Genomic DNA, 23159 nt, shown 5'->3' with positions numbered 1-23159 from the left:
CAAGCCAGCCCACATTTTGATTTGTGAATACAATCAAAAGTGGGAGCTGGCTTGCCTGCGATGAGGCCCTCAGCGTCTAGGTGCTGTATTGCCCTGCGCCACTACCCAATCCACCACCTGCTTATTCAACTGATCCCCGGCCTGGCCAAAAGCAGCCACCACCGCTGGCACCTTGGTATCACCCACCGGCTGCCTTACCTCAAACCGCCGGTTGGCAATAATCCGCTGATCGCTGCCGCGCACCAATCGCGCATCCAGGCGAATCACCACCTCCACCGCGTCACCCCGGTATTCACTTTGAAACGCTTGCAACTGCCCGCCCAACTCATAGTCGGCTTGCAGGTTGGTCTCGTCAGTACTCAGCAGCGTTACCCGTCCATCGCGTTGGAAGCCGTCCAGCAGGCGGTTGCGTAAGAGTACCGGCGCCGGGTCGCTCCAGCGTGAGTTCGCATAGCTGCTGATCAGGTTGCCGTCAGGCACCACGGCAATGCGTGGACTGTCGAGAAACTCGCTGGTCTGGGGTTTGGCTACGCGCAGCGACCAACTCACCGGCGTGCCTTGGGTGGTTGGTTGGGTGGACACCAGGCGGTACACGTCTGACGGGTCAGGCTTGGGCAGAATCGAGCAGGCGCTGAGCAGTGCCAGGGCCACAGGGGCGATCATCAGGTAAGCACGCTTCATGGCGTGAACTCCTTGTTCTTTTCACTGCCCAGCAGGTAACCGCTGGGGTTGGCTTCCAGGCGACGGGAGATGGCGCGCAGCGAACCGAGGGTTTCACGCAGCTCACGCACCGCTGGCGCCAGTTCGTTGAGGCCCTGCATACCGCTGTTCACCGAGTCCTGGTTGTTGGTCAGCAAGCTGTTGATGGTGGCGGTGCTTTGCTCCAGGGATTTCATCGCCTGCTCGGCGCTGCCGAAGGCTTGCTTGCCTTGCTCGTTGAGCAGGCCATTGGCGCTGCGCATCAACACGGTGGTTTGTTCCAGCGCGGCACCCGCCTGTTTGCTCACCTGCATCAATTGCTGCATTACCACCTTGATGTCGCCGCGTTGCTCGGCGATGGCACCGGTGGTTTGTTGCAGGTTATCCAGGGTGTTGCTCAAGCGTTCGACGTTTTCCCGGGAGAACATGTGGTTGGCGTTGTGCAGCAGCAGGTTGACGCTGGTCATCAGGTCGTTGCTGTTATTGAGCAGGCGCGCGATGGGCGATGGGGACGCGATGATTTCCGGCAGGTTGCCGTTCTTGCCCTTGAGTTCCGGGCTCTGCGGGGTGCCGCCGCTGAGCTGGATGATCGAGGTGCCGGTGATGCCGGTCAGCGCCAGCTTGGCCTGGGTGTCTTCCTTGATCGGCGTCTGCCCGGCCAGGCGGATGCGGGCGAGGACGCGACGCGGGTCTTTGGGGTCCAGGCGCAGGCTGGTGACGTCGCCTACCTTGATCCCGCTGTACTGCACCGCACTGCCTTGGGACAGGCCGCTGACCGCTTCGTTGAAGATCACTTCGTAATCCTGGAAGGCGCTGTCGACGCTGGATTTGGCCAGCCATAGGCCGAAGAGCATAGCGCCGACCACCACAATTACGCTGAACAGTCCGATCATCACATGATGGGCTCGGGTTTCCATGTCATACCTCGTTGAGCGATTGAGCGGCATCCAATGCCGCGCGGCCCCGGGGGCCGTGGAAATATTCGTGAATCCAGGCGTCGTCCGTTTCCGAGACGACATTGATGGCGTCGGCCACCAGCACTTTCTTCTGCGCCAGCACCGCCACGCGGTCGGTGATGGTGTACAGCGTGTCGAGGTCGTGGGTGACCAGGAACACGCTCAAGCCCAACGCATCGCGCAGGGTCAGGATCAGTTGGTCGAACTGCGCTGCGCCAATCGGATCGAGGCCAGCGGTGGGTTCATCGAGAAACAGGATGTCCGGGTCCAGTGCCAGCGCACGGGCCAGGGCCGCGCGCTTGATCATGCCGCCGGACAACGAAGCCGGGTATTTGTCGGCGGCCGACAGGGGTAGCCCGGCCAGGGCCAGCTTGACTGCCGCCAAGTGCTCGGCGTCGGCGCGGCTGAGGCCGGCATGTTCGATCAATGGCAGGGCAACGTTCTCGGTAACGGTCAGCGAGGAAAACAGCGCGCCCTTCTGGAACAGCACGCCAAAGCGCCGCTCCACCAGCGAGCGTTCGTGCTCAGGCAGGCTGGGCAGATTCTTGCCGAACACCCGCACCTCACCTTCGCTGGGCCGACGCAGGCCGACGATGCTGCGCAGCAGCACCGACTTGCCGCTGCCGGAGCCGCCGACCACTGCCAGAATCTCGCCTTTGTATAAATCCAGGTCGAGGTTTTCATGCACGCTCTGGCTACCAAAGCGGTTGCACAAGCCGCGTACCTCAATAACCGCCTCAGTGGGCGTACGGTGTAGACGACTCACCAGCCCATCTCCATGAAGAACATCGCGGCGACCGCATCCAGCACGATCACCACAAAAATCGACTGCACCACACTGGAGGTGGTGTGCGCGCCGACTGATTCAGCGCTGCCGCTGACCTTGAAGCCTTCCAGGCAACCAATGGCCGCAATCAGGAAAGCGAAGATCGGCGCCTTCACCATGCCTACCAGAAAGTGCTGCACGCCAATGTCCGATTGCAACAGCGAGAGGAACATCGCCGGTGAAATATCCAGGGCCACGGCACACACCACGCCACCGCCGACAATCCCCGAGAGCATCGCCAGGAAAGTCAGCATCGGCAGCGCCACCAGCAGCGCCAGAACCCGCGGCAATACCAGCAGCTCCATCGGGTCCAGGCCCAGGGTGCGGATGGCGTCGATTTCTTCGTTGGCCTTCATTGAGCCGATTTGCGCGGTGAACGCACTGGCGGTACGGCCAGCGATCAGGATCGCGGTGAGCAGCACGCCGAATTCGCGCAGGAAAGAGAACGCCACCAGGTCCACGGTAAAAATCGTTGCGCCAAAACTCTTGAGCACGGTGGCGCCAAGAAACGCCACCACCGCGCCCACCAGAAAGGTCAGGAGGGCCACGATGGGTGCGGCATCGAGACCGGTCTGTTCGATATGGGCGACCATCGGCGTAAGGCGCCAGCGCTTGGGTCGAAACATCCCGCGGACGAAGGTCTCAAGGATCAGGCCAATAAAACCCAGGAGTTTCTTGGCGTCTTGCCAGACGGTGTCCACCGCGCGGCCGATACGGGCCAGCACCTGGATGCCAGCGCTTTCTTCCGGCTCTTTGAGCGGGACGCAAAAATCATTGAGGGAGCGGTAGACCGTCTTGAGCAGCGCCCGGTCGGCGGCCGACAGGCTGCAATCGGTCTGCTCGGCGCAGTGCTGGATGCGGTCGGGGCCCAGCAGCTCGACCAGCAGTGACGCGCCGGCGGTATCCAGCGCACCGAGGCCGTTAAGATCGATGCGGGCGCCGGTGTCGTATTGGCCGTCGAGTGTGTCCGACAGCTTTTTCAGGTTGGCGTAGTGGGCAAGCGTCCAGTCGCCGGTAATCCGCAGCGAAGGCGGGGTGCTGGACGTATCAAGATGGGCTGCGCCGGCGGTCGTGCGAGTGGTCATAAGCTCCGAGCTTGTTTGGCTATCCACAATGGCTACGTAATAGCACGATCTGACCTACTTTGGGTTGTCCGCTTGTGCTGTGTCGATCACCTTGAAGCGCAAGACGCCGATCACTTGGCCGTCCTCGGTGAGGACCTGCACTTGCCAGCGCCCGGCTGCGTCGCCCGGGAAATTCTGCTTGTGCGTCCAGGCGCGATAGCCCTCTTTGCGCCCTCCGTGGATGTCCAGAGCAATGCGGTCGACTTCCTTGCCGTTGAATTTCCACACATGGTAGATCCGCTCATCCAGCCCGCGTGGGGCGTTGATCGCGGTGTAGGCGTAGAGGCCACCGCTGCGCAACTGGTCGGCGGTGACCTCCTTGAGGTCATCGCCCGGGGTGCGGTCCTGCAGTTGGGTGCTGATGGCGACTTCGGTCATCCACAGGGTGGCCGGCGGCACCCAACTGCGCAGGAACCAGCCGGCGCATCCGATCGCCGCCGTGACCCCCAGCAGCATCGCCCAGCCTTTGAGGCTGCGCAGCGGCAGGCTGACCGCCAGGCTCGGGATCGACAGCGCCATGGCCACGCCCAGCGCCAGCTTGTAACTCTGGGCAGTGGTCAGGTGCATGATAATCGGCAGCGCGGTGAGCAATGCGGCAAACAAGGTCAGGGTGTGCAGGGCCAGGAACAGCGAGCGCTTGGGCGCCAGCCACTTGTAGTACAGCGGGTCGATGATCGACACCAGTGCCGCCGCGCCGAGCAGGCCGGTGAACAGCGATTGGCCGCTGTTCCAGGCGGTGGTGACGAAAAAGAACGGCAGCACAAAGAACAGGCTTTCCTGGTGGATCATCTGCGTGGCATAGCGCAGCAGCGGTTCCGGGATCTCGCGCTTGAAGAGCTTGGCAAACAGTTGGGTGAAGCTGTTTTCCAGCATCAGCCACAACCAACTGACCAGCATGATGACGGCGATCCAGCTGGCCATGCCTTGCTGGCGGTCCACCAGGATGAAGCTGCCCACACCCGAGATAAAACCGCCGAGTGCAATTACCCCTGGGTAGCGCTTGATCAGTTCGAGGATGCGCTGGATTAGATGGGTCAGGTTTGGCATTCGGCGGTTCGCAGTCTTTGTAGGAAAAAATCCCAGACAGAATAACGTCTTAGCGCTGGGCTCGGTGCTTCATTCCATGATCCGTTGGCGATAACGCCGAACGCCAATCAACACTATGGCGATGAGCCCAAGAACGCCCGCACCTATCCAGGTCAGGGCGTCATAGCTCAACAACGGCTTTTCGATGCGCCAGTAGCCCGGTTGCTTGAAGACCTCGCGCATCGCCTGGTTGGTTTGCGAAAGGCTCACTGCCTTGATGCGCTTGACCGGGTCGCTGAAGCGGCCGTCAGCGTAGTCGCCGGCGGCACTCCAGTAATAATCGGCCAACGCACTGTTGCCCTGTACCGCCCAGGCTTGGCGGGCAATGGCAGCCTGCTGCAGGCGAGTGAAAACCTTCGGGTCGAGGCCGTCCTTGAGCAGTTGTGCCTTGAGGTCTTGCAAGACTTGCTCGGCTTCAGGGAGATTTTCCCGTTCGAGGTCGGCGTTCAGGCTCAGGAAGCCTACGCCGCCCAGCACTTCGCGTTCGCTCCACGGACCGTAGGACAAACCGTGCTTCAGACGCAGTTGTCGATACAGCGCCCAATCGAGATAGTCCTTGAGCAGGTCGTAGGTTTCGTCATGTTGGTCATCCAGCACCGGCTCGGGGAACAGCCAGTGCAGTTTGGCGCCATCGCCGACCCAGCCGTGGACCAGGTCGCGGTGGCGGGCGGCGGTGTGCTGGATCTGCGGCAGCGGGCGATGCTCGCTCGGGTCTACCGGGTCGAGCTGGCCGTAGGTGCGTTCCAGGTAGGCTGGCAGCAGCTTGTCCAGATCGCCGACGACGATCAGGGTCATGTTGTTGGGCGCGTACCAGGCTTTGCGCAGTTTCTCCAACTGATTGCGGGTCAGGTGGCCGACCTGCGCGCGTTCGGCGCATTTGAGCCCCAACTCGACGGCTAATTGGTTGCTGGCGCTGTGGCCCAGGTCCTGGCGATCCAGCAAACGTTGCAGGTGCGAATAATGGCCGCCGTCTTCGCGCTCGACCACCTGCTTGACGGCGTTGATATTGGCATCGGTCAACTGCGTGCGGGTCAGGATTGCCAGCAGCAGGTCCAGCACCTTGCGCTGGTTGTGCGCGGGGGCCTCGATGACGAATGTGGTGTCGGCGTTGCTGGTGTAGGCGTTCCATTCGCCGCCCAACGCTTGCATGCGGTCTTCGAGGTCGCCTTCGCCACCGCCGTCGATGCCGCTGAACAGCAGGTGTTCGAACAGGTGGGGAAGCTCTTTGTCTTCGCAACCGAAATCATCCAGGCCCACGCCGACCACCAGGCGGATGGCCACGTGCCCGCGTTCGGTGCCCGGTTTGAGCAGCAGCTGCAGGCCGTTGGGCAAGGTGTAGCCCTCGACTTGCTGACGGTCGAAGGCAAAGGTGTGTGCCGATCCTAGAAGCAGGCAGGCGAGTAACAGGCGACGCATAACAAGCTTCCTGGCGAGTGAGGTCCATTGTTAACTGACTTCACTGGCCGTCGTACGTTCAGGGCGAATGGGTGATGTCGGCAATATCTTCGGTGGAGAGTGCGCCCGTGTCGGACGTTTCCAAGACTACATAAGCGCTGCTGCAAAACAACGAGTTCAAGCGTTTCATGTCGGCGATCAGCTCCAGGTGCAGGGAGCTGGTTTCCAGGCTCTGTACGATCTTGCGCTGCAGGCGGCTGACGTGGGCGTGAGCCAGGCGACGTTCCTGGGCGCGGAAGCGGCGTTTTTCGCGCAGCAACTGGCGCGCGCTTTCCGGGTCGCCGCTGAGGAACACCGACAGACCCAGGCGCAGGTTGGCGATCAACTGGCTGTGCAGACCGCTGAGTTCTTCCAGGCCCACTTCGGAAAATTGCCGCCGCTGCGAGGTTTTCTGCTGCTGGACCTTGCGCAACATGCGTTCGATCAAGTCACCTGCCAATTTCAAGTTGATCGACAACTCGATGATCTCCGCCCAGCGGCGGTTGTCTTGTTCGCTCAGGTCTTCACGGGGCATTTGCGCCAGATAGAGTTTGATCGCGCTGTAGAGCGCCTCGACATCATCGCTGAGGCTGCGCATTTGCTGGGTGATTGCGGTTTGATTACCGCGCAGCACCTCCTGCATGGAGGTGAGCATATTGTCGATCAGGTCACCCAGACGCAGGGTTTCTCGCGCGGCGTTGGCTAAGGCCAGGCTCGGCGTGGTGAGCGCGGCCAGGTCGAGGTGGCGTGGTTTGGCCTTGCCATTGGTTTCTTCGCGCTCGGGCAACAGCCAGGCGCACAGCCGCGCCATAGGGCCAATGGTGGGCAGCAGAATCAAGCAGCGCGTGACGTTATAGAGCAGGTGAAAGGTGATGACCATGCCTTGGGCGCTGTAGTCCAGGCCGTCCATCCAGCCCACGAGCGGGTCAAGCACAGGAATGATCAGCAACAGGCCGATCAGTTTGTACAACAGGCTGCCCAGGGCCACTTGGCGGCCGGCGGTGTTTTGCATGCTGGTGCTTAGAAATGCCAGCACACCGCTGCCGATATTCGCGCCGATCACCAGGCCGATGGCCACGTGCAAACCGATCACGCCGGCGCCGGCCAGGGTGGCCGTAAGCAGCACGGCGGCGAGGCTGGAGTAGGAAATCATTGCGAACAGCGCGCCGACCAGGGCGTCGAGCAAGATATCGCCGGTCAGCGAGGCGAAGATCACCTTGACGCCCTGGGCATGGGTGATGGGCCCGGCGGCCTCGACGATCAATTGCAGCGCGAGGATGATCAGCCCAAGGCCGATCCCCACCCGGCCCAACTGCCCTGCCCGCGTCTGTTTGCGCGACAGGAAGAAAATCACCCCAAGGAAGATCAGCAGCGGCGACAGCCAGGACAAGTCGAAGGTCAGCACCCGCGCCATCAGCGCGGTACCGACGTCGGCGCCAAGCATGGTGGCCAAGGCCGGTGTAAGGCTCATCAACCCCTGGCCGACAAAGGAAGTGACCAGCATCGCCGTGGCGTTGCTGCTTTGCACCATGGCGGTCACCAGGATCCCGGCGATAAAGGCCAGCCAGCGCTTGGACATGTTCTGCCCGATGACTTGGCGCAAGTTGGAGCCGTAGACCCGCAGGATGCCGGTACGGACGATGTGCGTGCCCCAGATAAGCAGGGTCACGGCGGAAAGCAGATTGAGCAAGGTCAGCATGCTCGGCCCCCCGTGTGGGTGCGCTCCAGGAGGAGCGAAGGAAAGTTACCGCGTGCCGTTCTACGTCTTGTACTTAAGCTGTAGTTGGCGAATGGGCTCTGCGCCAGCATCGCATAGCTAAAGTGGGGATTGAAACAAAACTGTCATGAAATCAGCTTTTTGGCAGACGAAAAAATGGGGCGCAAGCGCCCCATTTCAGCAGCGGGTCAGGTTTATTGACCCGGAATGTCTTTACGCAGTTTCACTGGATCCTGCTGCTTCTTCTTTTTCGCGATGGCGGTACGCATCTTGATGTTCACCGCTTCCACTGCCAGCGAGAACGCCATGGCGAAGTAGACATAGCCTTTTGGCACATGCACGTCGAAGGATTCGGCGATCAGCACGGTACCCACCACCAGCAGGAACGACAGCGCCAGCATTTTCAGCGACGGGTGCTTGTCGATGAACTCGCTGATGGTGCCGGCAGCCAGCATCATCACCAGTACGGCCACGACGATTGCAGCTACCATCACCGGCACATGGGAAACCATGCCGACGGCGGTGATCACCGAGTCCAGGGAGAACACGATGTCGATGATGGCGATCTGGATGATGGTGTAGATGAACTTGCCACCGGCGCCTTTGGGCTCGTCGTTGGTTTCGTCTTCCCCTTCCAGGGCGTGGTACATCTCCTGGGAGCTTTTCCACAGCAGGAACAGGCCACCGAAGAACAGGATCAGGTCACGGCCGGAAATGCCCTGGCCAAACACCACGAACAGGTCGGCGGTCAGTTGCATGACCCAGGTGATCGACAGCAGCAACAGGATGCGCGTGACCATGGCCAGTGCCAGGCCGAAGATCCGGGTGCGCGCCTGCATATGCTTGGGCATGCGGCTGACCAGGATCGAAATCATGATGATGTTATCGATGCCCAGGACGATCTCGAGAGCCGTCAGGGTGAAGAAGGCAATCCAGATTTCCGGATTGGTCAGCCATTCCATGTGTATTCCTTTGAGCAAGTGTTAAACCGCGCAAGCTGTAGCGCCGCGCGGTGAGTCAGTACGATTATAGAGTGCTGAACAGCGGAAAAATCCCCATCAGCAATGCGGCGAACATTATGCACAGGCATACCAGCACTGCCCACTTCAAGGTGAAGCGTTGGTGGTCGCCGAACTCAATACCCGCCAGCGCCACCAGCAAGTAAGTCGAAGGTACCAGCGGGCTGAGCAGGTGCACGGGTTGCCCGACGATCGACGCACGGGCCATTTCTACCGCGGTGATGCCGTAGTGACTGGCCGCTTCGGCCAATACTGGCAGTACGCCGTAATAGAACGCATCGTTGGACATGAAGAAGGTGAACGGCATGCTCACCAGCGCAGTGATCACTGCCAGGTACGGGCCCATGGCTTCCGGGATGACCGCCAGCAGGCTTTTTGACATGGCGTCGACCATGCCGGTGCCCGACAGGATGCCTGTGAAGATCCCGGCGGCGAAGATCAATCCGACGACCGCCAAGACGCTGCCGGCGTGGGCCGCGACGCGGTCTTTCTGCTGTTGCAGGCACGGGTAGTTGACGATCATCGCGATACTGAACGCCACCATAAACAGCACCGGCAGCGGCAACAGGCCGGCAATCAGGGTGCACATCAGGGCCAGGGTGAGGGCGCCGTTGAACCAGATCAGTTTCGGGCGGCGGGCGTCGGGGAATTGCGACACGCTGATTTCGCTGTGGTCGATCTCGTCGCCCTGCAGGTGCAGTTCACCCAGGCGTGCGCGCTCACGCTTGCCGTACATGTAGGCAATTACCAGGATCGCCACGACGCCAGCGGCCATGGCCGGAATCATCGGTACGAAGATGTCGGACGGATCAACATGCAACGCACTGGCCGCACGAGCCGTCGGGCCACCCCAGGGTGTCATGTTCATTACACCGCCGGCGAGAATGATCAGACCGGCCATGATCCGCGGGCTCATGCCTATGCGCTGGTACAGCGGCAGCATGGCGGCGACGCAGATCATGTAGGTGGTGGCGCCATCACCGTCCAGGGATACCACCAAAGCCAGCACGGCAGTGCCGACCGAGACTTTCAGCGGGTCGCCCTTGACCATCTTGAGGATCTTGCGCACGGCCGGGTCGAACAGGCCGGAGTCGATCATCAAGGCAAAGTAGAGGATGGCGAACATCAGCATCACGCCAGTTGGCGCGAGCTTGGTGATGCCTTCGAGCATCATTGGGCCGATCTTCGGCGCGAAACCGCCGAACAGTGCAAACAGGATGGGCACGATGATCAAGGCGATCAGCGCAGACAGGCGCTTGGTCATGATCAGGAACATGAACGTGATGACCATGGCAAAGCCAAGGAAAGTCAGCATAGGAATACTCCAGGCGTAGCGCGGCTAGGGAATGGCGAACCGGGTGAGGGTCAGCGCAGAACGAAAGGCACGAGGCGTACGGATGGAGTGGGTGCGAACAGGCGGGTACGAGCGGACATCGGGAATCACCATTGTTGTTGTTTACAGCCGGTCTGTTGCCGGCAGTTGGGGCGATCCTAGACGGGTAAGCTTTCAGCCAGCTTTCGCTGGAGAAACTGGTGACACACGGTTTTAAGGCTCATGCAGATAAAAATGTGGGAGGGGGCTTGCTCCCGATAGCTGGAGTTCAGTCAATATTTCCAGTGACTGATACACCGCTATCGGGAGCAAGCCCCCTCCCACAATTTGATTGTGTACCGCTATGTTTTTAGGGCAGTTCGAGGCCGCCGGCCGCTTTATGCAGCGCACGCAGATGCTCACCCAACTGCTTGAGGTTGGCCTCACAGGCCGCAATCTCGGCAGCGCGGGCCGGATCGAGCAGCGCCCTCACCTCTTTATCCAGCTCGCCGGTCAATGATTGCAACTGCTTCTGACGTTCGGCGCTCTCCGACTCCAGGCGCTTGGCTTCCGAAGGTTGCGGTAGGCCATAGCCGCCACTGTCGAGCAACTCGGCCGGGCGACTGAGAAAGCCACTGTTGGCGAGGATCTGTTGCAGCGTGTTGTTGGCTTTCTCCATGCCGCCATTTTTCAGCTCGCGGGCATTGAGATAGCGCTGTTTGACTTCGTCCTGAGCGAGCATCAGTTGCTTGCGATAGCTGGCTTGTTCAAGCAACAACAACGCAGCGCTGGTACGCAGGTCGGCCTGGCTGAACCACTGGCGGCGCGCTTGCGCATCCAGGGCCAGCCAGTCTTCGACCTGGGTCTGCTTGATCGGCAGGCGCTTGCGCAGTACATCGAACATCGCCTGGTAGCGTTCGCGGAATGAGTCGAAGTGGTACCCCAGGCGCAACGCCTCACGCTTGTCATTCAATACGCTGGTATCGGCCAGGCCACGTGCGCTGAGCACTTGCAGCAAACCGTTGGGGGTGATGTTGTCCAGGCCGGTCAGTTGCGGGTTGGCACTGCCACTGCGTAACAGTTTCAGGCTTTCAACCGCACAGTTGTTGGAGATAAAGAAATAGTTGCCGTCATAGCTCCAGTGCATTTCAGCCGCATGCTCGACGGTGTCGTTGATTTCCTGGCGGTTGAGCTTCAGCGGTACCGACGCCAGGCCTCGTAATTCGGTCTTGGTGTATTCATCGATGACCTGGGCCAGCGGCAATACGAACAATCGCGACGGGTACTTGCCCACCAGGCCATCCCAGCTCGACAGCTGTACGTCACCGACGAAGGCGCGGTAGGACAGCACCAGGTGGCGGTCCAGATCCAGCCGACAGTCAGGGCCACGCGGGCGACCTGGCGCGCAGATCACCAGCCGCAGCATGCTATGGCCCCAGCGGCTCACCAGATTCTGGTTGGCTTCGGCGAGCAGGTAGTCGATTTCATACACCCGCTCCGGGTCTATTTGCCCCAGTGGCGTCTTGGCGAAGTCATTGCCGGCGTTCAGGAACGGGTATGTCTTGGCACAGGGTTGCTGTTCGGGCGGCGCCCAGCCGAAATGTTCCTTGTAATAGCGGAACAGCGCGGGGCGTCGGCAGGCGTAGCTGGGGTCGAGGAGGAAGTACTCCATGTTGACCGCCACGAACTCCAACGGGCTGGTGGTTTCGTAGATGTCCGGGCTGCGCACCACCTGATTGTTATGCTGTTCACGCTCGCCGCGGCGGCCGACATATTGTGGCCAGCCGGCGAGGTCCAGCAGGCGGGGATCATCACTGAGGGTGAAGCGCCGGTCGTTCTGGCCACGGCATTGATCGGGCAGGCCGATCAAGCCGGTAATGTTGTTCTGGCGACTGCAACGCTGGATCAGTGCGCGCTCGTCTTTGGGCCACAGGCGTGCGCGGTCATAGATGTGGGTCAGTTCATGCAGCACCGTGGCGAGCAATTCCTTGCGCACTGTGCCGTGGGGGCGATTGGTTTTGAGGGTGGCGGCGCTGCCGTCGGTCAGGCTGGCGAGCAGGTTTTGATTAAGGTCCAGCTCGGACACCAGGGACGCCTGGCCATAGGCATTTTCAGGCATATTGTCGGTCCAGCCGACATCAATCCTCCGATCCAATTGCTCGACAAAACGTGGCGGCAAGGCGCGCAGCGCTTCATCGAGCAATGCCTGGCTGGCCTGCTGTTCGGCCGGGCTCAAACCATCGGTTTTGAGCCGCAGTTGCAGGCTGGCCTGGGCTGTACTTGCACACAACAGCACAACCCCGGCCAGGAGCCAGGTTTTGATGCGCCTCACAGAGCGAGGATAGCTTCGGCGAGGGTCTGGTCGCTGGCATCACGGGCTTCTGGCACGCGGGTGCGAAGGGTATCGAACGCAGCTTCAAGCTGGGCACCACGGATCTCTCCATTCGTGGCTACGAAGCTGGCGGCGTCGTCGTGGGCTTCGCGCACGATTTTGGAGTCGCGGATGGACGTGGTGGTGTCTGAGGTGAAATCAATGGTGCGCGCCGACGCACGCACGATGATGTTGCTGGTGGCCTTCAAGGTTTGCGCCTGGGCGACATCGACCAAAAACAGCAGGCCGAGGGCGGCGACGATCAACGGGCTACGCATCGAGTGACTCCGAAATACAAAGATAACTATTGGACGAGAATTGCTTGCGCCAGTTCAAGGTCGCTCGCATGAAGTTTTGGCCGACTGTGGCGCAGATAATCCAGCGCGGACTCCAGGCGTGCGCCCCGCCATTGGCCGTCAGTGGCAATGAAAGCGGCAGCATCATCCTGAGCGGCCATCACCAACTTGTTGTCGAACGGCGCAGAGGTCACCTTGCCGGTGGCATACACGCTGACAACGGTGCTCTGGGTGGACACATCCATGGCCAAAGCCAAGGGTGACCAGCAGGCGCAAAACAGTACGGGAACAATCAACAGGCGGTATGAAAAAGCCATGGGACTCGACAACTGAAAACGAGCGCCAAGGCTAGCGCAATGACCAGGCGAGGGCCAGCGCCGAGGCATTCGGGAGCGGCAGGCGCTCCCGTCTGTTGCCGCAGATCAGATCGCCAGGATTGCCTGTGCCAGCTGTGCATCGGTAGCGATGGCCAGTTGCGGCGCTTGCTGGCGGATGTGGGCCAGGGCGCTTTCCAGTTTCACGCCACGGATAGCGCCTTCGCTGGCGACGAAGCTGGCTGCGTCATCACGGGCGGCCTGTACGACCTTATTGTCGCGCAGGGAGGAGGTCGCATCGGAGGTGGCGTCGGAAGTGGCTTTCAGGGCGCCAACGATCGAGTCGGTGGTCATGATGAAGCTGCTCGCGTTAGCGTTGGCGGCCAGGGTCAGCACAGCGGCGGTGCACAGCAGGCGAAGGCGGGACATGGGGTAACTCCTGTAGACGAAATAAGGTGGCGCGACGCGGCCACAGTGAGACGGACTGGGACTGTTGAGCATCAGACGCTCGCTCTACAGGGTTCGCCACGTGGTGAGTGGATATTAGGCTTGGACCGGTGCAACAGGAAGCCTGTAATTTAACTGTACTGGTTAATAATGAGTTTATTAAAACTGTACCTGTAGATAGAAATCCTACTGATTCAATGCCCTTTCGCAGAAACAACAAAGCCCGCCTCCGGTTACCCGGGGCGGGCTTTGCTTTAACAAATCAGAGTGCTGGCGGTGGACCCGGTGGGTCAGGGCCAGCGGGCGCTGCTTAGCGCCAGAACGGCTTGCTCAGCTCTTCGTAGCGTTGAGCTTCGCTGATACCGGCGTCAGCCAGCAGACGCGAATCCAGGCGAGCCAATTGGTGGCGGCTGGAGATGCGGCGCTGCCACAACATCAGGTTGGCGAGAACGCGCAAAGGCAGGGAAGCGTTGGTGTTTACAGCTTTCTCTTCGAAGAACAGTTCGGAACTGAGTGTACGTTCCATGATGACATCCTTCCGCTTGTGGCGGGATTAGGTAGTGGTTTAACTGATGCCAATGATCCTCCTCCGGCGCAAGACTCTCTAGATACAGTTCACCTGTATTGTGAGGGGCCAGTTAACTGTTTAATACGGCTGTACGGTACGGAAATGGGGCAACTGTACCTGTGCGCACCTAAAAGGTGCGAAATGGGTGTTTTCAAGATGAGTTGTGGGATATTTAAGTAGGAAATGAGCGGTACAGTAGTACAGTTTTTTGCATGGACACTGGCTAGGCTGCCGAGCTGATGAAACTGTAGTTGCATCAGCTCGGATCTGTATTCATCAAGCCTTGAGCATATGCCCGGTTTCTTCCAGGTTGATGTGCCAACTCAGTGCCTGGCGCAGGATATGCGGCGTGTGCCCACCGATGGCGCAGGCGGCTTCGAAGTAAGTATTGAGCGCGTCGCGGTAGGCCGGATGCACACAGTTGTCGATGATCACCCGCGCACGCTCCCGCGGTGCCAGGCCGCGCAGATCGGCCAAGCCCACTTCGGTGACGAGGATGTCCACGTCATGTTCGGTGTGGTCCACATGGCTGACCATCGGCACCACGCTGGAAATCGCGCCCCCCTTGGCAATCGATTTGGTGACAAAGATTGCCAGGTGCGCGTTGCGCGCGAAGTCCCCGGAGCCGCCAATGCCATTCATCATCCGCGTGCCGCAGACGTGGGTGGAGTTGACGTTGCCGTAGATATCGAACTCCAGCGCGGTGTTGATACCGATGATGCCCAGGCGGCGCACCACTTCAGGATGGTTGGAGATTTCCTGTGGGCGCAGTACCAGCTTGTCCTTGTAGTGCTCCAGGTTGCCGAAAACGTCGGCATTGCGGCGCTCCGACAAGGTAATCGAGCTGCCGGAGGCGAAGCTCAGCTTACCGGCGTCGATCAGGTCGAAGGTCGAATCCTGCAGCACTTCCGAGTACATCGTCAGATCTTCGAAGGGCGAATCGATCAAGCCACACATCACCGCGTTGGCAATGTTGCCGATCCCGGCTTGCAGCGGGCCGAGTTTGTTGGTCATGCGTCCGGCGTCAACTTCCTGCTTGAGGAAGTTGATCAGGTGGTTGGCGATGCCTTGAGTGTCATCGTCGGGCGGCGTCACGGTTGAGGCAGAGTCGGCCTGGTTAGTGACCACGATAGCGACGATTTTCTCTGGCGGGATCGGAATCGCAGTGCTGCCAATGCGGTCGTCGACCTTCACCAGCGGGATAGGCGTGCGCGTCGGCCGGTAGGTCGGGATATAGATGTCATGCAGCCCTTCCAGGTTCGGATTGTGCGCGAGGTTGATCTCGACGATCACGTGCTTGGCAAAAATTGCGAAGCTGGCTGAGTTGCCTACGGACGTGGTGGGCACGATGTGCCCTTGTTCAGTGATGGCGACCGCTTCGATTACCGCAATGTCCGGCAACTTGAGCTGGTTGTTGCGCAGTTGCTCGACGGTTTCCGATAGGTGCTGGTCAATAAACATCACCTCGCCAGCATTGATCGCTTTGCGTAGCGTGCTGTCGACTTGAAACGGCATGCGTCGCGACAGTACGCCAGCTTCAGTCAGTTGCTTGTCCAGGTCGTTGCCCAGGCTGGCGCCGGTCATCAGGGTGATTTTGAGGGGCGAAGTCTTGGCGCGTTCGGCCAGGGCGTGGGGGACGGCCTTGGCTTCACCGGCGCGGGTGAAGCCGCTCATGCCGACGGTCATGCCGTCCTCGATCAGTGCAGCGGCGTCTGCCGCGCTCATGACCTTGTTCAACAACGAAGGCAAGCGGATACGATCACGGTACATGAATTGTTATCTCAGGCTACGGAAGCAAGGTGGGCAGTGTAGTGATTTCAAAAAGTTTCGGCCCGCTACCATGGTCGAATGCCAGGTGGCGATTTAGAGCCTTTGGTCGGGTTTCATCCGCTCATAAAAAACCCCAGCCTACGTGAGGCCAGGGTTTCGGGTATTGCGCTGGCGCAGTGTTATTCGACGGCTTTGACCATATCTTCGATGACCTTCTTGGCATCACCGAAGACCATCATGGTCTTGTCCAGGTAGAACAACTCGTTATCCAGGCCTGCATAGCCGCTGGCCATCGAGCGCTTGTTGACGATGATGGTCTTGGCCTTGAACGCCTCGAGGATCGGCATACCGGCAATCGGTGAGTTCGGATCGTTCTTGGCCGCCGGGTTGACCACATCGTTGGCGCCCAACACCAGCACCACGTCAGCCTGGCCGAACTCAGAGTTGATGTCTTCCATCTCGAACACCTGGTCGTAAGGCACTTCGGCCTCGGCCAGCAGCACGTTCATATGCCCAGGCATACGGCCCGCCACCGGGTGGATCGCGTACTTCACGGTGACGCCGCGATGGGTGAGCTTCTCGGTCAGCTCTTTAAGCGCGTGTTGTGCCCGTGCGACGGCCAAGCCATAGCCCGGCACGATGATGACCGTGTCGGCGTTGGTCAGCAGGAAGGTAGCGTCGTCGGCCGAGCCGGACTTCACCGGCCGAGCTTCTTTCGAGCCAGCTGCTGCACCGGCGTCTGGCGTATTGCCGAAACCGCCCAGCAGTACATTAAAGAAGGAGCGGTTCATCGCCTTGCACATGATGTAAGACAGGATCGCGCCGCTGGAGCCGACCAGGGAGCCGGCGATGATCAGCATCGAGTTGTTCAGCGAGAAACCAATGCCCGCCGCTGCCCAGCCGGAATAACTGTTGAGCATCGATACCACTACCGGCATGTCGGCGCCGCCGATCGGGATGATGATCAGCACGCCCAGCACGAAGGCCAGGGCCAGCATCAGCGCGAACGCAGTGAGGTTGCCGGTGAACATGAACGCCAGGCCCAGGCCCAGGGTTGCCAAGCCGAGCACAAGGTTCAGCTTGTGTTGCCCACCAAACTGTACCGGTGCGCCTTGGAACAGGCGGAACTTGTACTTACCCGACAGCTTGCCGAATGCGATCACCGAGCCGGAGAAGGTGATAGCACCGATGGCGGCACCGAGGAACAGCTCCAGGCGGTTACCGGCCGGGATCGAATCGCCCAAGTGTTTGACGATACCCAGGGATTGCGGCTCGACGACCGCTGCAATCGCGATAAACACCGCTGCCAGGCCGATCATGCTATGCATGAACGCCACCAGCTCCGGCATCTTGGTCATCTCTACGCGTTTGGCCATGATCGAGCCGGCCGTGCCGCCGACCAGCAGGCCGACGATGACGTAGCCGATACCGGCGGTGGCCAGCTCCGCGCCGAGCTTATAGATCAGGCCTACGGTGGTCAGCACCGCCAGTGCCATGCCGAGCATGCCGAACAGGTTGCCGCGTCGGGAGGTGGTGGGGTGCGACAGCCCTTTGAGGGCCTGGATGAAGCAGATCGACGCGATCAGGTAGAGCGTCGTCACCAGATTCATGCTCATTACTTCTGCACCTCTTCTTTCACAGCTTTGGGCGCTTTCTTCTTGAACATCTCAAGCATCCTACGCGTAACCAGGAAACCGCCGAACACGTTAACCGCAGCTAAAGCTACCGCCAGGGTGCCCATCGTCTTGCCCAACGGCGTCACGGTGAGGGCGGCGGCCAGCATGGCGCCCACAATCACGATCGCGGAAATCGCGTTTGTCACTGCCATTAATGGCGTATGCAGCGCGGGGGTAACGTTCCAGACCACGTGGTAACCGACATAAATCGCCAGCACAAAGATGATCAGGTTGTAGATACCGGGGGAGATAAGCTCTTCCATCGTCTGAATCCCTGCTTAGGCGTTTTTGCGGATGACTTGGCCGTCGCGGCACATTAGGCACGCGGCGACGATGTCGTCTTCGAGGTTGATTTCAAACTGCCCTTCCTTGGTGAAGACCAGCTTCAGGAAGTCCAGCAGGTTGCGCGCGTACAAGGCCGAGGCATCTGCGGCGACAGCGCCTGCCAGGTTGGTCGGGCCGCAGATGATCACACCGTTTTCCACCACGACTTGGTCAGCGACGGTCAACGGGCAGTTGCCGCCCTGAGCTGCGGCGAGGTCGATGACCACCGAGCCGGGTTTCATCTGCGCGACGGTATCGGCGCTAAGCAGGGTAGGCGCCTTGCGGCCTGGGATCAGTGCGGTGGTGATGACGATGTCGGCCTGCTTCGCGCGTTCGTGCACGGCCAGGGCCTGGCGCTGCATCCAGCTGGTGGGCATCGGGCGCGCGTAGCCGCCGACACCGACGGCGCATTCACGCTCTTCATCGGTTTCGTAGGGCACGTCGACGAACTTGGCGCCCAGGGATTCGATTTGCTCTTTTACCGCCGGACGGACGTCGGACGCTTCGATGACCGCGCCCAGGCGTTTTGCCGTGGCGATAGCTTGCAGGCCCGCGACACCGGCGCCGAGGATCAACACGCGCGCAGCTTTCACAGTGCCGGCGGCGGTCATCAGCATCGGCATGAAGCGCGGGTAGTGATGAGCGGCCAGCAACACAGCCTTGTAACCGGCGATATTGGCTTGCGAAGACAGCACATCGAGGCTTTGGGCCCGTGAAGTGCGCGGCGCGGCTTCGAGGGCGAAGGCGGTGATGCCGCATTCGGCAAGCTTGGCGATGGTTTCGTTGCTGAACGGATTGAGCATGCCCACCAATACGGTGCCGCTTTTGATCAGCGCCAGTTCGCTGTCGCTGGGGGCAACCACCTTGAGGATCAGCTCGGCGCCGAACGCATCGCTGGCACTGCCAATGGTTGCGCCTGCCGTTTCATAAGCACTGTCGACGATGCTGGCGTTGATGCCTGCACCGCTTTGTACAGTGACCTTATGGCCCTGGCCGATCAGCTTCTTGATGGTTTCCGGGGTGGCAGCCACCCGCGTTTCACCGGTCTGGGTTTCGAGAGGAACACCAATGTGCACGTCAAATCTCCTGCATGATCTTTTTGCTTTTGATCTTTTTGTAAAAAGGCCAGTGCACCGCGAGTGGCGCAACTGGGGCGACCGATCAGCACGATCCCGCTGAAATGACAGCGGGGCGCGGCATTTTGCAGGCGAACTTTACGGCCTTCAAGAGATTATGACGGGTGACGAAAAATTAACTACAAGTCACCCTGTGACTGATTGTCGCAACCGCCTTGAATAACCTCTTTAAATACAAGTCTTTAAAGGCTCAAGGGCATTTACTCGATGTTTTCCAATCGCCGATGTGAATGGTCGCTTATAGGCTGGTATTAGTCGCTACAAGCCCTGTAGATCATGGCTTTGAGCCTTGTTTTTGCTCAACCGGTACAGACTGTCTAAATGCGACATATACGTATATCTGTAGGATTCAAATTAACCTGACTACAGGGTCAACAAGGCAGCTTTATCCTTTAAATGCCGGGGTTGTAGCGCTTTGATTGTTCAATCAGCCAGTCCTTGAATGCGTGTAGCGAGGCCGATTCGACTTTTTTATCGGGAATCATGAGGTAGTACGCCTTTTCGCTGCTTAGCGTTTCGGTGCTCGCAATCACCAGTCGCTGCTCCTTCAGCTCGCGCTGGATGAGGAAGGGAGGTATCAGTGCGATGCCCATGTCATGCATAGCCGCTTGGGACAACATCGAGAATAGCTCGTATCGAGGGCCTGTCATGTCGCGAGGCAGACTCAGCTGTTGCGCGTTGAACCACTGACGCCAGGCATAGGGGCGTGTTGTCTGCTGTAGCAGTGGCAATTCGGCGATCTCTTGAGGAGTTAAGTGCGCGCGGCCTGCAAGTAAGTGTGGACTGCACACCGGGACAGGGTTTTCTCCCATCAGCCGGTGTGACTCTGTGCCGGACCAATCGGCATCGCCGAAGTAGATCGCGGCGTCGAACGCGGTGTCGGCGAACAGGAACGGGCGTGTCCGATTGGTCAGATTCACGGTCACTTCCGGGTGCCGGTCCTGAAAGTCCTTGAGGCGTGGAATCAGCCATTGCGTGCCGAAGGTCGGTACCACCGCCAACTCGATGGCGTTGGTGCCCTGCTGACCCATGACCGAGAGGGTGTCGCGCTCTACGGCGTCCAGCTGTGTAGCAACTCTGCGGCTGTAAGAGAGCCCTGCCTCTGTCAGCTTCACCCCGCGACGCGAGCGGCGAAACAGTTCGACACTTAAAAACTCCTCAAGGCTGGCGATCTGTCGACAGATAGCGCCTTGGGTGATGGAAAGCTCATGTGCCGCCTTGGTGAAGCTTTCGTGACGGGCTGCCGCTTCGAAGCTGATAAGCGCGGTGGTGCTGGGGATTTTCCTGCGCATGTACGTTGCCCTCACAGATAAGGCGCATTTATGGGCTTTTCGAGTATTACGGAGTGAGAAATTAGCACAACCCTATGCAGAAACCTCGTTTGCCCTCTGCGCGTGGCCGGCCTAGTCTGAATCACGACTTCCGTTTTTATCCGCGAGGACTTATTCATGGCTGGCAAGGCAAGCTTCAACTGGATCGATCCACTGCTGCTGGATCAACAGCTCACTGAAGAGGAGCGCATGGTGCGTGACAGTGCCGAGCAGTTTGCTCAGGACAAGCTGGCCCCTCGCGTGCTCGAAGCCTTCCGTCATGAAAAGACTGATCCCGCTATCTTCCGTGAGATGGGAGAAACCGGTTTGCTGGGGGCGATGATTCCCGAGCAGTACGGTGGCAGCGGCTTGAACTACGTCAGCTACGGGCTGATTGCGCGTGAGGTGGAGCGTGTCGACTCCGGCTATCGTTCGATGATGAGTGTTCAGTCGTCACTGGTCATGGTGCCGATCAATGAGTTCGGCACCGAGGCGCAAAAACAAAAATACCTGCCGAAATTGGCGTCCGGCGAATGGATTGGCTGTTTCGGGCTCACCGAACCCAACCATGGTTCTGATCCGGGCGCGATGATTACCCGTGCGCGAAAGGTAGATGGCGGCTACAGCCTGACCGGCGCGAAGATGTGGATCACCAACAGCCCGATAGCCGACGTGTTTGTGGTGTGGGGCAAAGATGATGCAGGCGATATCCGTGGTTTCGTCCTGGAAAAAGGTTGGAAGGGCCTTAGCGCCCCGGCGATTCACGGCAAGGTCGGCTTGCGAGCGTCCATTACCGGCGAAATTGTCATGGATAACGTGTTTGTGCCGGACGAGAACATTTTTCCGGATGTGCGTGGCTTGAAGGGGCCTTTTACTTGCCTGAATTCGGCGCGCTACGGTATCTCCTGGGGGGCGTTGGGGGCTGCTGAGTTCTGCTGGCATACCGCGCGCCAGTACACCCTGGATCGTCAGCAGTTTGGTCGGCCATTGGCTGCAACGCAGTTGATCCAGAAGAAGCTGGCCGATATGCAGACCGAGATCACCTTGGCTCTGCAAGGTTGCCTGCGTCTGGGGCGGATGAAAGACGAGGGGACCGCAGCGGTCGAGATTACATCGATCATGAAGCGTAACTCGTGTGGCAAGTCCCTGGACATCGCCCGCATGGCCCGCGATATGTTGGGCGGCAACGGCATCTCCGACGAGTTCGGGGTGGCGCGCCACCTGGTCAACCTCGAAGTGGTCAATACCTATGAGGGAACCCACGACGTGCATGCCTTGATTCTTGGGCGCGCACAGACCGGTCTTCAGGCGTTCTATTAATAGGAGCACGGACATGGGCGCGCTTTCCCACCTGCGGGTACTGGATTTATCGCGTGTACTGGCGGGCCCTTGGTCCGGGCAGATTCTTGCGGACCTTGGGGCCGAGGTGATCAAGGTCGAAAGGCCAGGCAGCGGTGATGACACGCGCGCCTGGGGGCCGCCCTTCCTCAAGGACGCATACGGCGAAAATACCAGTGAGGCGGCGTACTATCTGTCCGCCAACCGAAATAAAGAATCGGTGACCATCGACTTCACTAAGCCTGAAGGGCAGAAACTGGTGCGTGATCTGGCGGCCAAGTCAGACATCCTGATCGAGAACTTCAAAGTGGGTGGTCTGGCGGCTTATGGGCTGGATTACGAGTCGCTCAAGGAGATAAATCCTGAGTTGATCTACTGCTCGATCACGGGCTTTGGGCAGACGGGGCCTTATGCCGCGCGTGCCGGCTACGACTTCATGATTCAAGGGCTGGGTGGGTTGATGAGCCTGACCGGCCGGCCTGAAGGTGATGAGGGCGAAGGGCCGGTGAAAGTCGGTGTGGCATTGACCGATATTCTCACGGGACTCTATTCGACCGTCGCGATCCTGGCAGCGTTGGCTCACCGCGATCATGATGGCGGTGGGCAACATATCGATATGGCGCTGCTGGATGTGCAGGTGGCTTGTCTGGCTAATCAGGCGATGAATTACCTGACCACCGGAGTCTCGCCAAAACGCCTGGGCAATGCGCATCCGAACATCGTGCCGTATCAGGACTTTCCTACGGCTGATGGTGATTTCATCCTGACGGTGGGTAATGATGGCCAGTTCCGCAAGTTCGCTGAAGTTGCTGGGCAGCCGCAATGGGGGGATGACCCGCGTTTCGCCACTAACCAGGCGCGAGTGGCCAACCGTGCTGCGCTGATTCCGTTGATCCGCCAGGCGACTGTCTTCAAGACAACGGCTGAGTGGGTGTCGCAATTGGAGCGAGTGGGCGTGCCGTGTGGACCGATCAATGATCTGGCGCAAGTTTTCTCCGATCCTCAGGTCCAGGCGCGCGGCCTGGCGATGGAGCTTCCCCATGCGCTGGCGGGGATGGTGCCTCAGGTTGCCAGCCCGATACGCTTGTCCAAGACGCCAGTGGAATATCGAAATGCACCACCTCTCCTGGGGGAGCACACGCTTCAGGTGCTGCAGGGGATTTTGGGGTTAGGGGCAGCTAATGTGGCTGCGTTGAAGGAGGCGGGCATCGTCTGAATGATTCCTTCTATATAGAGGGCACTCATGGCGTTCCTATAAGTGGTGGTGGTTTTTTAATCAATTCTAACTAATTGATAGAAAAGCAGAATTAAGAGTTGACGGCAGATTCTGGAAGCCTATAATTCGCCCCACTTCCGGCGCAGTCGAAGCGAAAAACTCCTTGGTAAACAATGAGTTGCGTAGTTTTAGGCAGCAAGTTGCTTCAGTTCATCGAAGC

21 protein-coding genes are annotated in these 23159 nt (G+C 59.6%); 2 read left to right on the top strand and 19 right to left on the bottom strand.

Annotated elements, in window-relative coordinates; translation table 11 throughout:
* Positions 1 to 69: 69 nt before the first annotated feature.
* From FW800_RS13975 to FW800_RS13885, 19 genes are all read right to left on the bottom strand, one after another.
* Positions 70 to 681, bottom strand: a complete 612-nt coding sequence (locus FW800_RS13975; RefSeq protein WP_446437827.1) for an ABC-type transport auxiliary lipoprotein family protein — start codon at positions 679 to 681, stop codon at positions 70 to 72.
* Complete coding sequence (locus tag FW800_RS13970) at positions 678 to 1616, bottom strand: MlaD family protein (protein ID WP_446437826.1); 939 nt, start codon at positions 1614 to 1616, stop codon at positions 678 to 680. The genes FW800_RS13975 and FW800_RS13970 overlap by 4 nt, the downstream gene beginning before the upstream one ends.
* Before the next feature lies 1 nt (position 1617).
* On the bottom strand, positions 1618 to 2421 hold the full coding sequence (locus FW800_RS13965; RefSeq protein ID WP_446437825.1) for an ABC transporter ATP-binding protein: 804 nt from the start codon (positions 2419 to 2421) through the stop codon (positions 1618 to 1620).
* Positions 2418 to 3566 carry an MlaE family lipid ABC transporter permease subunit gene (locus FW800_RS13960; RefSeq protein WP_446437824.1) on the bottom strand — a complete coding sequence of 383 codons (1149 nt, stop codon included), beginning with the start codon at positions 3564 to 3566 and terminating at the stop codon, positions 2418 to 2420. The genes FW800_RS13965 and FW800_RS13960 overlap by 4 nt, the downstream gene beginning before the upstream one ends.
* A gap of 54 nt (positions 3567 to 3620) precedes the next feature.
* Positions 3621 to 4652, bottom strand: a complete 1032-nt coding sequence (locus FW800_RS13955; protein ID WP_005783485.1) for a DUF5924 family protein — start codon at positions 4650 to 4652, stop codon at positions 3621 to 3623.
* A 69-nt stretch (positions 4653 to 4721) separates the two neighbouring features.
* On the bottom strand, positions 4722 to 6107 hold the full coding sequence (locus FW800_RS13950) for a M16 family metallopeptidase (protein WP_446437823.1): 1386 nt from the start codon (positions 6105 to 6107) through the stop codon (positions 4722 to 4724).
* A gap of 58 nt (positions 6108 to 6165) precedes the next feature.
* Entirely contained in the window at positions 6166 to 7824 is a 1659-nt protein-coding gene (locus tag FW800_RS13945; RefSeq protein WP_005783487.1) for a Na/Pi cotransporter family protein, read from the bottom strand.
* 212 nt (positions 7825 to 8036) lie between these two features.
* Positions 8037 to 8804 carry a TerC family protein gene (locus FW800_RS13940; protein ID WP_005783489.1) on the bottom strand — a complete coding sequence of 256 codons (768 nt, stop codon included), beginning with the start codon at positions 8802 to 8804 and terminating at the stop codon, positions 8037 to 8039.
* Positions 8805 to 8868: 64 nt separating this feature from the next.
* Positions 8869 to 10176, bottom strand: coding sequence for a CitMHS family transporter (locus FW800_RS13935; RefSeq protein WP_003187405.1), 1308 nt, complete (start codon positions 10174 to 10176; stop codon positions 8869 to 8871).
* Between the two features lie 367 nt (positions 10177 to 10543).
* Positions 10544 to 12505: a DUF7844 domain-containing protein gene (locus FW800_RS13930; RefSeq protein WP_446437822.1), complete on the bottom strand. Its 1962-nt coding sequence runs from the start codon at positions 12503 to 12505 to the stop codon at positions 10544 to 10546.
* The gene (locus tag FW800_RS13925) at positions 12502 to 12822 is read right to left on the bottom strand and encodes a DUF2388 domain-containing protein (protein WP_005783494.1); all 321 of its coding nucleotides are present in this window, start codon (positions 12820 to 12822) and stop codon (positions 12502 to 12504) included. The genes FW800_RS13930 and FW800_RS13925 overlap by 4 nt, the downstream gene beginning before the upstream one ends.
* A gap of 26 nt (positions 12823 to 12848) precedes the next feature.
* The gene (locus FW800_RS13920; RefSeq protein ID WP_032878533.1) at positions 12849 to 13157 is read right to left on the bottom strand and encodes a DUF2388 domain-containing protein; all 309 of its coding nucleotides are present in this window, start codon (positions 13155 to 13157) and stop codon (positions 12849 to 12851) included.
* A gap of 105 nt (positions 13158 to 13262) precedes the next feature.
* The gene (locus FW800_RS13915; protein WP_032878532.1) at positions 13263 to 13583 is read right to left on the bottom strand and encodes a DUF2388 domain-containing protein; all 321 of its coding nucleotides are present in this window, start codon (positions 13581 to 13583) and stop codon (positions 13263 to 13265) included.
* 328 nt (positions 13584 to 13911) lie between these two features.
* Complete coding sequence (locus FW800_RS13910; RefSeq protein ID WP_005783500.1) at positions 13912 to 14127, bottom strand: DUF1127 domain-containing protein; 216 nt, start codon at positions 14125 to 14127, stop codon at positions 13912 to 13914.
* Positions 14128 to 14445: 318 nt separating this feature from the next.
* Entirely contained in the window at positions 14446 to 15939 is a 1494-nt protein-coding gene (locus FW800_RS13905; protein WP_122732785.1) for an acetyl-CoA hydrolase/transferase family protein, read from the bottom strand.
* A 179-nt stretch (positions 15940 to 16118) separates the two neighbouring features.
* Positions 16119 to 17555: an NAD(P)(+) transhydrogenase (Re/Si-specific) subunit beta gene (locus tag FW800_RS13900; RefSeq protein WP_005783504.1), complete on the bottom strand. Its 1437-nt coding sequence runs from the start codon at positions 17553 to 17555 to the stop codon at positions 16119 to 16121.
* Complete coding sequence (locus tag FW800_RS13895) at positions 17555 to 17878, bottom strand: NAD(P) transhydrogenase subunit alpha (RefSeq protein WP_005783507.1); 324 nt, start codon at positions 17876 to 17878, stop codon at positions 17555 to 17557. The genes FW800_RS13900 and FW800_RS13895 overlap by 1 nt, the downstream gene beginning before the upstream one ends.
* Before the next feature lie 15 nt (positions 17879 to 17893).
* Positions 17894 to 19015 (bottom strand): Re/Si-specific NAD(P)(+) transhydrogenase subunit alpha, encoded by a 1122-nt coding sequence (locus FW800_RS13890; protein ID WP_005783509.1) that lies wholly within the window; start codon positions 19013 to 19015, stop codon positions 17894 to 17896.
* A gap of 452 nt (positions 19016 to 19467) precedes the next feature.
* Positions 19468 to 20367 (bottom strand): LysR family transcriptional regulator, encoded by a 900-nt coding sequence (locus tag FW800_RS13885; protein ID WP_446437821.1) that lies wholly within the window; start codon positions 20365 to 20367, stop codon positions 19468 to 19470.
* 156 nt (positions 20368 to 20523) lie between these two features.
* On the opposite strand from FW800_RS13885, the gene FW800_RS13880 reads away from it, so the two are divergent.
* Positions 20524 to 21705, top strand: coding sequence for an acyl-CoA dehydrogenase (locus FW800_RS13880; RefSeq protein ID WP_005783512.1), 1182 nt, complete (start codon positions 20524 to 20526; stop codon positions 21703 to 21705).
* Between the two features lie 13 nt (positions 21706 to 21718).
* Positions 21719 to 22939, top strand: coding sequence for a CaiB/BaiF CoA transferase family protein (locus tag FW800_RS13875; protein ID WP_446437820.1), 1221 nt, complete (start codon positions 21719 to 21721; stop codon positions 22937 to 22939).
* The last annotated feature ends 220 nt before the right edge of the window (positions 22940 to 23159 follow it).

Source organism: Pseudomonas sp. 910_23, assembly GCF_052850795.1.
This window is presented reverse-complemented; position numbering and strand designations above follow the sequence as displayed.

Bases quoted from the DNA above. Each gene is read 5' to 3' on its own strand.
- FW800_RS13975 (WP_446437827.1), bottom strand. From the start codon at position 681: ATGAAGCGTGCTTACCTGATGATCGCCCCTGTGGCCCTGGCACTGCTC.
- FW800_RS13970 (WP_446437826.1), bottom strand. From the start codon at position 1,616: ATGGAAACCCGAGCCCATCATGTGATGATCGGACTGTTCAGCGTAATT.
- FW800_RS13960 (WP_446437824.1), bottom strand. From the start codon at position 3,566: ATGACCACTCGCACGACCGCCGGCGCAGCCCATCTTGATACGTCCAGC.
- FW800_RS13955 (WP_005783485.1), bottom strand. From the start codon at position 4,652: ATGCCAAACCTGACCCATCTAATCCAGCGCATCCTCGAACTGATCAAG.
- FW800_RS13950 (WP_446437823.1), bottom strand. From the start codon at position 6,107: ATGCGTCGCCTGTTACTCGCCTGCCTGCTTCTAGGATCGGCACACACC.
- FW800_RS13945 (WP_005783487.1), bottom strand. From the start codon at position 7,824: ATGCTGACCTTGCTCAATCTGCTTTCCGCCGTGACCCTGCTTATCTGG.
- FW800_RS13940 (WP_005783489.1), bottom strand. From the start codon at position 8,804: ATGGAATGGCTGACCAATCCGGAAATCTGGATTGCCTTCTTCACCCTG.
- FW800_RS13935 (WP_003187405.1), bottom strand. From the start codon at position 10,176: ATGCTGACTTTCCTTGGCTTTGCCATGGTCATCACGTTCATGTTCCTG.
- FW800_RS13925 (WP_005783494.1), bottom strand. From the start codon at position 12,822: ATGCGTAGCCCGTTGATCGTCGCCGCCCTCGGCCTGCTGTTTTTGGTC.
- FW800_RS13920 (WP_032878533.1), bottom strand. From the start codon at position 13,157: ATGGCTTTTTCATACCGCCTGTTGATTGTTCCCGTACTGTTTTGCGCC.
- FW800_RS13915 (WP_032878532.1), bottom strand. From the start codon at position 13,583: ATGTCCCGCCTTCGCCTGCTGTGCACCGCCGCTGTGCTGACCCTGGCC.
- FW800_RS13910 (WP_005783500.1), bottom strand. From the start codon at position 14,127: ATGGAACGTACACTCAGTTCCGAACTGTTCTTCGAAGAGAAAGCTGTA.
- FW800_RS13905 (WP_122732785.1), bottom strand. From the start codon at position 15,939: ATGTACCGTGATCGTATCCGCTTGCCTTCGTTGTTGAACAAGGTCATG.
- FW800_RS13900 (WP_005783504.1), bottom strand. From the start codon at position 17,555: ATGAGCATGAATCTGGTGACGACGCTCTACCTGATCGCGTCGATCTGC.
- FW800_RS13895 (WP_005783507.1), bottom strand. From the start codon at position 17,878: ATGGAAGAGCTTATCTCCCCCGGTATCTACAACCTGATCATCTTTGTG.
- FW800_RS13885 (WP_446437821.1), bottom strand. From the start codon at position 20,367: ATGCGCAGGAAAATCCCCAGCACCACCGCGCTTATCAGCTTCGAAGCG.
- FW800_RS13880 (WP_005783512.1), top strand. From the start codon at position 20,524: ATGGCTGGCAAGGCAAGCTTCAACTGGATCGATCCACTGCTGCTGGAT.
- FW800_RS13875 (WP_446437820.1), top strand. From the start codon at position 21,719: ATGGGCGCGCTTTCCCACCTGCGGGTACTGGATTTATCGCGTGTACTG.